The organism is Rhodoligotrophos appendicifer, from assembly GCF_007474605.1.
GTDB classification, from domain to species: domain Bacteria; phylum Pseudomonadota; class Alphaproteobacteria; order Rhizobiales; family Im1; genus Rhodoligotrophos; species Rhodoligotrophos appendicifer.
Genome location: NZ_VHKL01000003.1, coordinates 42,696 through 55,529, shown reverse-complemented (window position 1 = coordinate 55,529; position 12,834 = coordinate 42,696). Strand labels below are relative to the sequence as shown.

Annotated in this window: 12 protein-coding genes; 5 read left to right on the top strand and 7 right to left on the bottom strand. The window is 58.5% G+C overall.

Going from position 1 to position 12,834, the window contains the following annotated elements; all coding sequences use genetic code 11:
• From FKM97_RS07130 to FKM97_RS07110, 5 genes are all read right to left on the bottom strand, one after another.
• A complete protein-coding gene (locus tag FKM97_RS07130; RefSeq protein ID WP_144291723.1) occupies nt 1-519 on the bottom strand; it encodes a GNAT family N-acetyltransferase in 519 nt (172 codons plus the stop codon).
• A complete protein-coding gene (gene sseA / locus FKM97_RS07125; RefSeq protein ID WP_144291722.1) occupies nt 519-1,379 on the bottom strand; it encodes a 3-mercaptopyruvate sulfurtransferase in 861 nt (286 codons plus the stop codon). The genes FKM97_RS07130 and sseA overlap by 1 nt, the downstream gene beginning before the upstream one ends.
• 4 nt (nt 1,380-1,383) lie before the next feature.
• Nucleotides 1,384-2,097 (bottom strand): alanyl-tRNA editing protein, encoded by a 714-nt coding sequence (locus FKM97_RS07120; protein WP_144291721.1) that lies wholly within the window; start codon nt 2,095-2,097, stop codon nt 1,384-1,386.
• Complete coding sequence (locus FKM97_RS07115; protein ID WP_144291720.1) at nt 2,094-3,140, bottom strand: cysteine synthase A; 1,047 nt, start codon at nt 3,138-3,140, stop codon at nt 2,094-2,096. Before FKM97_RS07115 ends, FKM97_RS07120 begins: the two co-directional genes overlap by 4 nt.
• A gap of 85 nt (nt 3,141-3,225) precedes the next feature.
• Nucleotides 3,226-3,792, bottom strand: a complete 567-nt coding sequence (locus FKM97_RS07110) for a 2OG-Fe(II) oxygenase (RefSeq protein ID WP_170240803.1) — start codon at nt 3,790-3,792, stop codon at nt 3,226-3,228.
• A gap of 21 nt (nt 3,793-3,813) precedes the next feature.
• Between FKM97_RS07110 and FKM97_RS07105 the strand changes: the two genes are divergently transcribed.
• The 5 genes from FKM97_RS07105 (at nt 3,814) to FKM97_RS07090 (ending at nt 10,890) form a co-directional block, all read left to right on the top strand.
• Nucleotides 3,814-5,145 (top strand): hypothetical protein, encoded by a 1,332-nt coding sequence (locus FKM97_RS07105; RefSeq protein ID WP_170240802.1) that lies wholly within the window; start codon nt 3,814-3,816, stop codon nt 5,143-5,145.
• Between the two features lie 479 nt (nt 5,146-5,624).
• Nucleotides 5,625-6,557 (top strand): 3,5-dioxohexanoate:acetyl-CoA acetone transferase, encoded by a 933-nt coding sequence (gene kce / locus FKM97_RS07100; RefSeq protein ID WP_144291717.1) that lies wholly within the window; start codon nt 5,625-5,627, stop codon nt 6,555-6,557.
• A gap of 931 nt (nt 6,558-7,488) precedes the next feature.
• The gene (locus FKM97_RS26235) at nt 7,489-7,653 is read left to right on the top strand and encodes a hypothetical protein (protein ID WP_170240801.1); all 165 of its coding nucleotides are present in this window, start codon (nt 7,489-7,491) and stop codon (nt 7,651-7,653) included.
• 272 nt (nt 7,654-7,925) lie between these two features.
• The gene (locus tag FKM97_RS07095; RefSeq protein WP_144291716.1) at nt 7,926-8,588 is read left to right on the top strand and encodes a polysaccharide biosynthesis/export family protein; all 663 of its coding nucleotides are present in this window, start codon (nt 7,926-7,928) and stop codon (nt 8,586-8,588) included.
• A 25-nt stretch (nt 8,589-8,613) separates the two neighbouring features.
• Nucleotides 8,614-10,890, top strand: coding sequence for a GumC family protein (locus tag FKM97_RS07090; protein WP_170240800.1), 2,277 nt, complete (start codon nt 8,614-8,616; stop codon nt 10,888-10,890).
• A 17-nt stretch (nt 10,891-10,907) separates the two neighbouring features.
• On the opposite strand, the gene FKM97_RS07085 is transcribed toward FKM97_RS07090, so the two are convergent.
• Both FKM97_RS07085 and FKM97_RS07080 read right to left on the bottom strand, forming a co-directional pair.
• Nucleotides 10,908-12,224, bottom strand: a complete 1,317-nt coding sequence (locus FKM97_RS07085) for a TRAP transporter large permease (RefSeq protein ID WP_144291714.1) — start codon at nt 12,222-12,224, stop codon at nt 10,908-10,910.
• Nucleotides 12,221-12,775 (bottom strand): TRAP transporter small permease subunit, encoded by a 555-nt coding sequence (locus FKM97_RS07080; RefSeq protein ID WP_144291713.1) that lies wholly within the window; start codon nt 12,773-12,775, stop codon nt 12,221-12,223. Before FKM97_RS07080 ends, FKM97_RS07085 begins: the two co-directional genes overlap by 4 nt.
• Nucleotides 12,776-12,834: the final 59 nt, after the last annotated feature.

Below are 12,834 nucleotides of genomic sequence, written 5' to 3'. Positions count from 1 at the left end.
CTAGTCCAAAAGCTCCATCTGCTTATGCTTCTGGGCGTAGGGCTCGAAACCGAGCTTCTGGTAGAGGGGCAGGGCGCGCGGGTGATCCAGGGTGCAGGTTTCCACACGGATCCGCTCGGGGCCTTTCTCCCATGCGGCGGCAATGGCCTCCGAGAGAAGCCACTTGCCGAGGCCGAGGCCGAGAAACTCCGGTACGATCCCGAAATAGGCGAGCCAGACTTCCTCTGATTTGCGGCTGTCGAGCTCGTAATAGCCGGCAGGGCAGCCAGTCACGTAAGCCACAAAGATCTCGATTCCTTCGGCATGGATCTGTTCTTCGAGTTCTGTGATGCTCAGCCGCCGACGGTCATGCCAAACATGATCCCGACCTATCGTATCGTAGAGATAGCGATAGAAATGGACGGGAGGTTTCACCGCCTCCATCAGGGCGAGCTTGATGTTGACCGGCGGATGAACTGCGACATGTTTCCGTTGGGTCATCTCAAGATAGGTGACCGTCGTCTCCACCGTCCGCGGCATCAATTCGCCCCCGTGGCTACGGGAAGGGCCTGATCGGAGCCCCACTCGACCCAGGATCCGTCATACAGCGCGTTTTCCGGATGGCCTATGAGGGTAAGACCCAGACTCAGAATGGCTGCGGTCACGCCGGAGCCGCAGGTGGTGATGATCGGCTTGGCTATGTCGATGCCTGCAGCCTCAAAGGCACGGCGGATGGCTTCGGGAGATTTGAGAGTGCCATCTTCATTGAGAAGCGTGGCATAGTGAACGTTGCGCGCTCCGGGAATGTGACCTGAGCGCAGACCAGGACGTGGCTCCTTCTCGCTGCCGGTGAAGCGGCCGGCGGAGCGCGCATCCGCGAGCTGATAGGATTTGTCCTGCACGGCGCCCTCGACCTCGCCCTTGTCTCGCACGAGAAGGGTGTTCAGGCGCGCGGTGAAATGGCGCTCTTGGCGTGGTGGAGGAGACATATCCTCAATCGGACGCCCTTCGGCCTTCCATTTGGGGAAGCCACCATCCAGCACCGAGACGTCGCGATGCCCGAAGACGCGGAACATCCACCATGCGCGTGCAGCAGCAAAAAGACCCTTCGTGTCATAGACGATCACCCGATGGCCGTCACCGACCCCCATACGGCGCATGATCGAGGCGAATTTTTCGGGGCTCGGAAGCATGTGGGGCAAGTTGCTGTCGGTGTCGGAAATCGCATCGAGATCAAAAAACAGGGCTCCGGGGATATGCTCCTCGAGATATTCGGCCCGGGGATCTCGATTGTCGGCCGGCAAGTACCACGAGGCATCCATCACCACGACGTCGGGCGCAGACAGATGGGTCGCGAGCCAACCCGTTGATACGAGATTGGCATTATCGGTTTCACTCATGCGTTCACTCCCCAAAAGCTATTCTGATCCGCCGATTCTGTCGGCCCTTCTTCTCGATCTTGGCTACGACCACCGTCCCTATTTCCGACGTCGAGCGGACATGGGTGCCGCCACAGGGCTGGAGGTCGATATCACCGATCGACACCAGGCGCACGCGTCCCGAGCCCATGGGCGGCTTCACCGCCATGGTGCGGACCAGCTGAGGATTGTCCAGAAGCTCAGCATCGGTGATCCAGCGTTCGGTGACAGGATGATCGGCGGCAACCAGGGCATTGAGTTGTTCGGTAAGCTGACCCTTGTCGGCGGCGCCAGCCTCGGGAATATCAAAGTCAAGACGGCCACCATCAGCAGCAATCTGACCACCGGTGACCGGATAAGGAACGAGCGAGCAAAGCAGATGCAGGGCGGTGTGAACGCGCATGTGACGGTAGCGGGTGTCCCAATCCAGGACGAGACGGACGGGCGTGCCTGGGGATATGACCGCGATAGGGTCGCGAGGCACATGGATCACCGCATTGTTCTCTCCGTAGACGGTGGCACCAATCAGGATCGGCTCCCCACCATCGACCTCAAGACGGCCGATGTCCCCGGGCTGCCCACCGCCACTGGCGTAGAAATTCGTGCGATCAAGAATGATACCACCCCGATCACTGACAGCCATGACGGTTGCATCCAGAGTCCGGGTATAGGCGTCACTGCGGAAGACAAGCTCCGTCACGCCGACACCTCCTCGAATACCCTTGGCCGGGGCAGAGGAGCGCGATCTAGCCATTCCGGGACCGGCAGTTCCTTGGATCGCAGGAATTCGGGGTTGTAGAGCTTCGATTGGTAGCGGGTGCCATAGTCGCAGAGGATGGTTACGATCGTGTGGCCTGGGCCCAGGTCGCGGGCCAGGCGAACGGCACCGGCGATGTTCACACCGGAGGATCCTCCGAGACAGAGGCCCTCCTCCAACACCAGGGGGAACAGGATGTTCAAGGCCTCGGCATCGGGGATCCGATAGGCTCGGTCAACCACCACGCCCTCAAGGTTCTTCGTGATGCGCCCCTGGCCGATGCCTTCGGTGATCGAGCTGCCTTCAGCGCGAAGCTCACCCGTTTGATAATAACTGAAAAGAGAAGCACCCGGCGGGTCGGCCAGGGCGATCTGGATGTCCCTTCTGAACTCCTTCAAGCGGTCACTTACGCCGGCCAAAGTGCCACCCGAACCGACAGCACAACAAAAGCCGTCAATGCGGCCCTCGGTCTGGTTCCAGATCTCAACGGCGGTCGTTTCGTAATGTGCCCGCCGATTGGCGACATTATCAAACTGGTTCGCCCAGATGGCGCCTTTGGGCTCAGTTTCCGAGAGCGTTTCAGCCAGGCGCCCTGAATAGCGGACATAGTTGTTGGGATTCTTGTAGGCGACCGCCGGCACCTCGATCAGTTCGGCGCCCATGAGCTTCAGGGCATCCTTCTTCTCCTGGGACTGGGTCTCAGGAATGACGATCACGGTCCGAAAGCCGAGAGCGTCGCCCACGAGGGCCAGGCCGATGCCCGTATTGCCAGCCGTACCCTCAACAATCACTCCACCGGGCTGCAAACGCCCGGCCGCGATGGCGTCACGCACGATGTACAGCGCCGCACGATCCTTTACCGACTGGCCCGGATTCATGAACTCGGCCTTGCCCAGAATGGTGCAGCCGGTCGCTTCGGAGGCCCGCTTCAGCTTAATGAGCGGAGTGTTGCCGATGGCGTCAATGACGCTTGCCTTGATGTCCATTGCGGATCTGGTTTCCGGTTCGCGGTGAGGAATAGAAGCTAATGCCCGGACAGCGCGGCGACAAGGGAAGGACAACCGTTGCGGCCTAGAAACGCCGATGCAAGAAGGTCGTGCAGACATATTTGGGGCCGCTGGCGGGTGGAGCACCGCGGTGGCGGTAGGTCCAGCCGACAGGGAAAAAGGCCAATCGCCCCTCGACGCAGTCTATGCCCATGTGCTGATCTTCGAATTCCGTGCGTCCGCCCTCGGCGACGTCGTTGAAATACCACTGAACAGCGAGAGTTCGGGTTTGGTTCTGGCTCGAATTATTATCGATATGCCAAGAGAATTGCCCGCCGATCTCATATTTCTTGACGCGGAGAGGCTCAGCGAAAACTTCGCGATGGTCGCTCCCAGCGAGGTATTTCACGTCGCGCGTGTAGAGAGCCAAATTGGCGGCAAGACTCTTCTGCAATTCCTGCTTGATGTCGGCCCACCCATCGTCGGGAAGGATAAGCTCGGTCGTCTGCTTGCCCTTGAGATCGACCTCGGGTCCCTTGTTGCCCGAAACCTTGCCAACCATCCGGCGTTTGTCCTTATCGAATCGGGTAACGATCTCGCGGCATAGCTCCGGGGACAGAGCATCATCATACCAGCGAATAAAAGGATCCATGCCAGTCCCTCCACTTGAAGCTTGTCGCTGCTTTGGAAAGTGCCGATTGTCAAACATCTGTGCGATCTGCCTATTATCCCGAGTGATGGGGAAACGAAACAGAGAAGAATTGGGGACGACTACATGCAGATAAGAATCTTGGCAGCGTCGGCGGCCATCACCGTCGCGATATTCACGGCCGCGTTGGCCGCGCCGCCGCCCGAGGCCCCGCCGATCACCGCCGCGCCTGCTCTGCTGGGAAGCGCCGTGCAGGGGAAAAACTACAAGGTGGAAACACCTGTCGCATCGGACGGCCTTCTCTATGTCTTCAAACTAGATACGCCCTACGGCAACTACACCGTGTTTGGGGAGCAGTTGCTGAAGCTGCGGCTCCACGAACTGGCTGCACTGGAGAAGCTACAGGAACTCTCGCAAAGTGAGGAGTTCACCAAATCGCTTGCGAGTTCGATCCAGCAACCCGTCGAAACGGTTGGTAAGACACTGAGCAACCCCTTTTCGTTGATTACCGGCACAGTCTCCGGCGTAGGCGAAGTGTTCAACAAGGTCAGCGCCGGACTGCACGACCCTTACGACAAAAGGGAGAAGGCGATCGATGGCTTGCTCGGCACCTCGGCCGCGTTGCGGCAACTTGCCTATCAGTATGACGTGGACCCCTACACGACTTTTCCGGCGCTCGCAGCCCGGCTGCGCGACATCTCCAAGGCGCGGGCCTTTGGCGGGCTTGCAGTGAAGGGTGCGGAGATGGCCATCCCGGGAGCGGCCGGCCTGGCCGTGAGCGGACTTCAATCGGCCGGCGCCCTTGGGGCCCTTGTAAGGGACAAAACCGTCTCCGAACTCGATCAAATCAACCAAGCCGGATTGGTCAAGATGGGTGTCGATGCCCGGGTCATCGATACGTTCATGTCCAATCAGAACTATACGCCAGCGGACAAGACTCTCATTGTAGCGGCTCTGGCCTCCATGGACGGGGTCGACGACCGCACCCTGTATGTGGCTAAAATCTCAGGGGCCCACAGTGTGGACATCGCGTTCTTCCACCGCCTGCAGACGCAGTGGATCGCTGCATATCACCAGAAGATCGCCCCCCTCAAAGCCTTCGTCTCTGCGCTCGGATTTCCCCTGGTGCTGAGAGCCGATGGGAAACTGGTGGGCCTGTTCCCGATCGATACCCTCGCATGGACGGAGGAGACCCAAAAAGCCGCGGCCGCCATCAACGACCGGGTGAAGTCGGAGCGCTCCAACGGACTGGAACTTCGCATCAGTGGGACCGTCACCGACGATGCGAAGAAGGGGTTGGCGAAATTAGGCTGGAAGATCCACGAAAAAGATACGGGCCTGCTTGACGGACGGTAAGGCAAATGGTGCCGGCCGGATCGATGATCCAGCCAGCGCAAATGGTCCCTTACTGGGCTGCCGGAGCTACGGAAGAGGGCTGCGTTTCCGGAGCGGTGGTTGCCGGCTGCGGCGCAGGGGACGTTTGAGAAGCTGGCGGAGTTACGGACGTGCTCGTTTCAGTGTCAACAGCCGCCGACTGCGGATTGCCCGCCTGATCCGTGCCAAAAACGAAGTACGCAAGAGCTGCCACGACAACGATCAAGCCACCCAGAATAAAGAAAACCGAACTGGAGCGCTCACGGCCAGCGCTGGGCGGCGTGACATCGGGACGATCATTCATGTTTGACATATCGGTTCCTCCATAGTTGACCGAGGAACCGCCAGTGGGAGGATTTGGTTCCGCCCGCCGCTCAACCCAACACATCATATCTTGCGCTAACACACTGAATTGTCACACAACAGGGCCTGCAACCACAGAGACTAAAAGGGAAGAATTCATGAAGCGCTCACAGAAGGTCATCATTACCTGCGCCGTCACGGGATCGATCCACACACCCAGCATGTCGCCGCATCTGCCCATTACGCCGGATGAGATCGTGACCCATGCGGTAGACGCCGCCGAGGCCGGTGCCGCAGTCATCCACCTGCATGCGCGTGATCCGGAGACCGGCAAGCCGACGCAGAGCCCCAAGGTGTTCGAGCAGTTCCTGCCGCGCATCAAGCAGCAAAGCAACGCAATCCTGAACATCACCACCGGCGGTGGCCTTGGAATGTCGCTCGATGAGCGGCTGTCAGCCGCCAAATGGGCGAAGCCCGAAATCGCCTCCATGAACATGGGGTCGATGAACTTCAATATTTCGGCCGCCGGTACCAAGATCGAGAGTTTCAAACATGAGTGGGAGAAGCCCTACCTCGAAGGCACCAAAGACTTCATCGCCTCCAATACGTTCGCTCAGATCGAACGAGGCATGAGGGAACTGGGCGAGCATGGCACGCGATTCGAGTTCGAATGCTACGACGTCTCTCATCTCTACAATCTGGCGCATTTCGCGGATCGCGGGATCGTCAAACCTCCGTTCTTCGTGCAGTGCATCTTCGGTATTCTCGGAGGCATCGGCCCCGATCCGGACAATCTGATGCATATGAGGATGATTGCCGATCGTCTCTTCGGAGATGACTATTATCTCTCCGTGCTCGGGGCTGGCCGTCACCAAATGTCCTTCGTAACCCTTAGCGCCATTCTTGGTGGCAATTGTCGGGTCGGGCTCGAGGACAGCCTTTATGCCGGAAAGGGCAAGCTCGCGACCTCCAATGCCGAGCAAGTCGCAAAGATCCGGCGCATTTTGGAGGAACTCTCCTTCGAAATTGCGTCGGCCGATGATGCTCGGGAAATGCTCCAGACCAAGGGAAGCCACAACGTTGCGTTCTGAGGTGCCAGGATATCATGCCCCGCGGGGTGCGCTCCTCGCGTCCGGAGCAAGGGCAGTAAGCTGATGCCACTGGGTCCTAACTCACAAATTTAAAGGTGCCGCACACGCAGCAGATCGCTGTGGTGTGCGGCTCCAGAGGCGTAAGCGACGGCACACCACGAAGGGCAAATGTATCATTTTTGCCGCAAGACTTAGGGGATGTGAGGACCTCAAGCCTGTCGCTGGCTGGAGAAAGCTGTCCAGTGGATTTGAACAGACGAGTTGCCTAACAGCCTCCAAGGCAATAGAAATTTAACTTCTATTAAGTATAATTGAAGAGTTCTATACAGTCAGAGATATTATACGACAGGTTTTCCACCTGTTCGGACTGCAACTTTACATCATGCCGAGGCCGACTTAAACATTGAGCATGATGATGCGAATCCGGTGGTGTAACCCGTCGGCATATTCTCACCTGTTTCCCTAAGTCGCGTAATCATGGCGTCCGACCGACGTCAGGAGTTCATCTGCGTGATAGTTCTACAGCTTTAAGTTGTGTATATTGGATGCAGCCGCTCTTTAGGAGAAGCCGATGCGTGCATTTCCATTCATAATCCGTGCGAGCTCTTTAACGGCAGCTCTCACCGCTTTCATGCCCCTCGTCACCAGCCCATCCGTTGCCCAAGACAGCAGAACCTGTCAATGCGTGCTTCCCGCCACAAACCACGGAACGCCCGTCGGTGAGGTTCTCGCAGTCCAGGGGGATGTGATGATGTCGGCAAGCCAAGGCTACAGATCCGTGGGTCCCAAGGCGCCGGTTTTTCAAGACAGCACCATTATCGTCGGCCAGAGCGCATCGGCTTCGCTGGCTCTTGGCCGATCCTGTCGTGTGAACCTACCTTCCGGAGCCAAGTTGCAGCTGAGCTCAGGTGTGCGCGGAATCTGCGTCTCGATGTCCAGCCCCCAAGCTGGAACCCCCTGGAAACTGCCGGTCCTCGGACTGGTTGGTGCCGGCATCCTGGGTGGAGCGGGTGCTGCGGTCGCATCCCAGCTCAATGACGATGACGACTTTGCCATCGGTGCACGTCCCATAGACGACAGGGCTGTCAGCGACTGAGTCCTGTCGCCTTGAACTCCATCTGTAAATCGCCACTCCAACTTCGTTGCTACCCCGTACGCGCGTAAAAGTGACTGTGTCATCAGTGGCCCAGAGCAGCCGATTCTCCATGGCTGACAGTGGCCTGTGCTCAGCGTTCGCAGGGAGCGTTCATCATGTATGGTCGAGGTCTAGCAAACCGCCACCGGGCGGTTGAAAGGGTAACTGCGTGCGTCGCGTTCATCGTTTTCTGTGGATGTAGCCTTCACCCGCCACAGCAACCCGATTTGTCCATGCATTCCGCCACGGCACATCCAGCCGCGCTCGTCAGCCATCCCGGCGAGGATCTCGAGATGGTTGCCGATCTTCCGCCCCCGGATACGACAAACGGCATCGAACATCCGATCTCTCCAGATGATGTGCTTGCGATCGACGTCTTCCAAGTCGATTCCTTGGATCGTACAGTGCAGGTGGATGCGGCCGGCAATATCGCGTTGCCGCTGCTCGGTGTCATCGCCGCGGCGGGAAAGTCTGTCAGACAGCTAGAGCGGGAAATCGAAACCGGATACGGACGGGAGTATCTGCAATCTCCGGACGTCACCATCTTCGCCAAGGAATCTGTCGGCCAGCGCATCACCATAGAAGGTGAGGTCGCCAGAGCGGGAATATATCCCGTATCGAGCCATGCTAAGCTTCTCGACGCCGTGGCCATTGCCGGCGGGCTGAGAAGCGTGGCCGATCCCACCAAGGTCTTCGTCTACCGGAGCTATTCCGGAAGAACCTTGGTCGCCAAGTATGATCTCGACGACATCCGCCGAGGCGAAAAGATCAATCCCCGGATATTCGGAGGTGATTCCATTGTGGTGTTCTCTTCCACAATGAAGGTTGCCATGGACACCCTCATCAAGGCGCTGTCGATCGCCAATGGCGCCACCAAGCTTGCTCGTACACCCTGACGATCGCGGGATCATTCCTTTGACCATGGCAAGGCGTTCCAGCTTCCCGTCCGCACCATTCACACGCGATCCTCCCTTTACAGATTATGGGATTGAAGCTGCGGAAGGAGGGTGGGGAGCGTCCCCCCTCAAGCTCTTCTCTTATATCCTGCAATATCGGTGGGTGGTTGCTGCCTTCAGCATTGCCGGGCTCGCCGTCGGCATGGCGCTCACAATGATGCAGACGCCGCTCTACCAAGCCACCGCCCGCGTGGAGATCCTTGTTCCCTCAGCCAAGGTCTTTGAGGATATCGAAGTGATTTCCGAGACGAGCGACCTTCGGGCCTTCATCACAGCCCGGGAAAAGCTCTCAAGCCGCGGCATGGCCCAGCGCGTAGTTCATGAATTGCGACTGCGCGATAATTCCGACTTTCTCAACCCCTCGCGCGACTTTTCCATCATCAACTTGATGAACCGGGTCGCGGGTCGAAATGTTGGCCGGGGGGCCGACCAGTGGACCGCCGAACAACGAGAGGCCGCTGCAATCGCCGGCGTGCTGCGGGGACTTTCAGCTGAACTGATCCCCGGCACGAGCCTGCTGTCGATCACCTTCCGCGACGCCAATCCCGCACTGGCGCGCGACATCGCCAATCAGACGGCGCAAAGCTTCATTGACCAAAGACTCGACCGCACCAGCGCCACGTCCGATTTAGCGAGGCAATTCATCGAGAGCCAAGTCACACATGTGAAGGAGAAACTGCGAGAGTCAGAACAGGCCCTGGTCGACTACGCCAAGACTGCGGGCATAACGATCACAGGAAACGACCAATCGCTCATCGCAGCGAACATCATCGCGCTGAACACAGCATTGGCCACGGCGATCCAGGAGCGATTGGACACTGGACGCGTGGTGGACCAGATCCAGGGAGGTCAGGGCGGCAGACTTCGTCAGGTTGTCGAGAGCGAAGGGCTCGCCAAAGTACGCGAAAGGATCATGGAACTGACCGGCGTCTACCAGCAGAAGCTAGAGATCCTGCAGCCAAACTTCCCTGAAATGCGGCAGCTGAAAGCGCAGATCGAAACGCTGCAGATGCTTATGAACCAGGGCATTCTGGCCATTTTGGATGCCGTAAGGCTGCGCTTCAAGGAAGCGACCAACAAGGAAATCGACCTGCGCAAGAAGCTCTCGGAGATGGAACAGCAAAATGTCCATTTCAACGACAAGAACATTCATTACACCATTCTAAAGCGTGACGTTGAGTCCAACCGATCCCTCTATCAAAGCCTCATCAGCAAACTGAACGAAATCTCCGTCAGTGCAGAACTCAAGACGCAGAATGCCGCCATCGTGGATCTGGCAGTGCTGCCGAGCGCGCCCTTCTCGCCCAACCTGCTATCCAATCTGTTCACGGCGCTCGCGGTCTTTGGGATCGCTGCTGCCGCTACGATCTATCTCCTCGAGATCTCCAACAATACATTCTCAAGCCCAGCCCAAGTGGAGCTCATATTAGGCCTCCCCATCCTCGGCGCCATTCCCATGGTTGCGGAAAAGCAGCTCCACGATCAATTGGAGGATCAGACCTCAAACCTGTCCGAGGCCTACAGATCGCTGCGAACCTCGTTGCAGTCCTCGGGAAGTCAAGGCACGCCGAGGACGCTGCTGGTGACGAGTGCCGAGCCCTCGGAAGGCAAGTCGACGAGTGTCTATAAGCTGGCGCAGGATTTCGCGATCCTTGATCTGAAGGTTCTGGTGATCGACGCAGATTTCAGAAAGCCAAGCCTGCATCGGCTTTTTGGGCTGGGTAACCTGCAAGGCCTAAGTAATCTTATCGCAAGTGACGGGGAGAACAAGGACCCGGCTGCGGTCATGCAGGCCACCAAGCACAAGAGTGTCATGCTGCTCAGTGCCGGTGCGGCCGGCTTCAGTCCGGCCGATCTGCTATGCTCGCCCCGGCTGGCGGCATTGCTCAGCACCTTCAGCAAGCAATTCGACATGATCATTATCGATGCACCACCCATCGTCGATCTGTCCGATGCGCTTATCCTAGGACGCTTGGCCGAAGGCACATTGATGGTCGTGTCCGCCCACCAAGTCGCCCGCAAGTCAGCAAAATCCGCGCTGAGGCGCATCCAATTGGCAGGCGCGCATGTTCTCGGGGCGGCCGTATCGAAGATGGCGGTGGAGGAAAGCCACTACAATTACTACTCCCGGCAGAGCCACAGTGAGACAGCGGACAATAATGGACACAGGACTCCGGAAAATCCCGGCGGCACGACCCTGCCGGCCTTGGAATCACCTCTTCATAAAGACGAACAATCCTAAGAGTAGGCCAACCGGTGCTACTGGACCGCACCCAACATCTGATCGGGAAGCCAAGTTGCGATGGCAGGGAAGAAACACAGGATGATGATCGCGAGGAACATCACCAGGACGTAGGGAAAGGCTCCCCACAAAATCTCCTTAGTGGACACGTCAGGGGCAATGGCATTGATGACAAAGAGGTTCAACCCAATGGGTGGCGTTATCAGACCGACCTCCATGTTGATCGTGAGGACGATCGCGAACCAATAAGGATCGAAGCCAGCCTGGGTGATGATGGGGAACAGCATTGGTGCCGTCATCACGATGACGGCGACAGGGGGCAGGAACATGCCTGCGACCAGGAGGAAAAGATTGATTATGCCCATGAGAACCCAGCGGTTGACGTCCATGTCGGCAATCGCTGTGGCTATCGTCTGAGTGATGAAGAGCGAGGACAAGGCAAAGGCGAAGAGCTCGGCAGCCGCCATGATCATCATGATCATCACGCTTTCGCGCATCGCCGATCCGAGAATGTTGGCCACCGGCCGGACGCGGAACAGCCGATAGGCGATGATGACGACCAGCAAGGTCAGCAAGGCGCCGGCGCCGGCGGCCTCCGAGGGTGTGGCGAGGCCGCCATAGAGCACATAGAGCGTCCCCGCGATGATCAGCAGGAACGGCAAGATCCGTGGCATTCCGGCCAGCTTCTCGCGCAAAGTATAGCGCAGAGCTCGAGCGTCAAACTCGTAGCCTTTGCGTTTGCAGTCGATGATCGCCCAGATCATGAACATGATCGTCAGCATGATGCCCGGGATCACGCCAGCCATGAAAAGGCGCCCGATCGAGGTCTCGGTCGCGATCCCATAGACGATGAGCGTGACCGATGGCGGGATCAGAATTCCAAGGGTGCCGCCCGCGGCGATCGAACCGGTGGCCACGGAGGCTGGATAGCCGCGCTTGAGCATCTCGGGAATGCCCATCTTGCCGATGGCTGCGCAGGTCGCCGGCGACGACCCGGTCATGCCCGAGAAGATCGCGCATGCACCAAGATTAGATAGAACCAAGCCGCCGGGCACACGATTTAGCCAGCGGTCGAGCGATGTGTAGAGATCACTGCCGGCCGGGGAGGAGGCCACAGCCGCTCCCATCAGGACGAACATCGGGATCGAGACATAGGCGAGATTGGCAATCCCCGCGAACATAGTCTCGGACAGAACATAGATGATGCCGAAACCACTTTGCAGGAGCAGCGCTGAGACGGCCGCGAGACCAAGGGCGAAGGCGATGGGCATGCCGGTCCCCAAAAGGACGAACAGGGCGGCGATGATGGTAAGACCGGCGATCGTCGGGCTCATCGAACGGTATCCTCCTCCACGGGGGCAGTCGCGAGCCCACCCAAGGGATCGGGCGCATGCGGCGTGCTACCGCCGGAGATCAGAACGAGGATCTGCGCAACATATTGCAGGCAGAGCATACCAAACCCGAGGGGCAGGGCGGACAGAGGTATCCAGAGGCGGGGTGCCCAAACGCTCGAGTGGCGCCAATCTCCCTCAAAAGCCTCGTGGAACTGGAGCCAGCTTGCCCAAAGCATGATGAGGCAAAAGCAGAGACCGAGAATGCCGCCAATGATGCGCAGCCAGCCGCGTGCATGATCGCTCACGATCATCTCCACGACGTCGACACCGACATGCCCACCTTTTAGTAAAACATAGGGCGCACCCAGGAACATTGCCGCAGTGGCGGAGAACACCACGAAATCCGTCTGCCATATGGTCGCGGCCCGAAATACATAGCGGATGAGGATCATCTCGCAAACGACGAGCATGGCGGCAACAAGCAGGAGGGTGGCCAAGGCCGCAAAAGCCCTGGAGAGAGCTCCCACGGCCCGGATATAGGCCTTCATCATCGATTATCCTCGGGTGAAGACGGGAATGGCCCGGCAGCGCCGCAACGCGGCCCCGCTGC

Bases quoted from the DNA above. Each gene is read 5' to 3' on its own strand.
- FKM97_RS07130 (WP_144291723.1), bottom strand. From the start codon at position 519: ATGCCGCGGACGGTGGAGACGACGGTCACCTATCTTGAGATGACCCAA.
- sseA (WP_144291722.1), bottom strand. From the start codon at position 1,379: ATGAGTGAAACCGATAATGCCAATCTCGTATCAACGGGTTGGCTCGCG.
- FKM97_RS07115 (WP_144291720.1), bottom strand. From the start codon at position 3,140: ATGGACATCAAGGCAAGCGTCATTGACGCCATCGGCAACACTCCGCTC.
- FKM97_RS07110 (WP_170240803.1), bottom strand. From the start codon at position 3,792: ATGGATCCTTTTATTCGCTGGTATGATGATGCTCTGTCCCCGGAGCTA.
- kce (WP_144291717.1), top strand. From the start codon at position 5,625: ATGAAGCGCTCACAGAAGGTCATCATTACCTGCGCCGTCACGGGATCG.
- FKM97_RS26235 (WP_170240801.1), top strand. From the start codon at position 7,489: ATGTCCAGCCCCCAAGCTGGAACCCCCTGGAAACTGCCGGTCCTCGGA.
- FKM97_RS07095 (WP_144291716.1), top strand. From the start codon at position 7,926: ATGCATTCCGCCACGGCACATCCAGCCGCGCTCGTCAGCCATCCCGGC.
- FKM97_RS07090 (WP_170240800.1), top strand. From the start codon at position 8,614: ATGGCAAGGCGTTCCAGCTTCCCGTCCGCACCATTCACACGCGATCCT.
- FKM97_RS07085 (WP_144291714.1), bottom strand. From the start codon at position 12,224: ATGAGCCCGACGATCGCCGGTCTTACCATCATCGCCGCCCTGTTCGTC.
- FKM97_RS07080 (WP_144291713.1), bottom strand. From the start codon at position 12,775: ATGATGAAGGCCTATATCCGGGCCGTGGGAGCTCTCTCCAGGGCTTTT.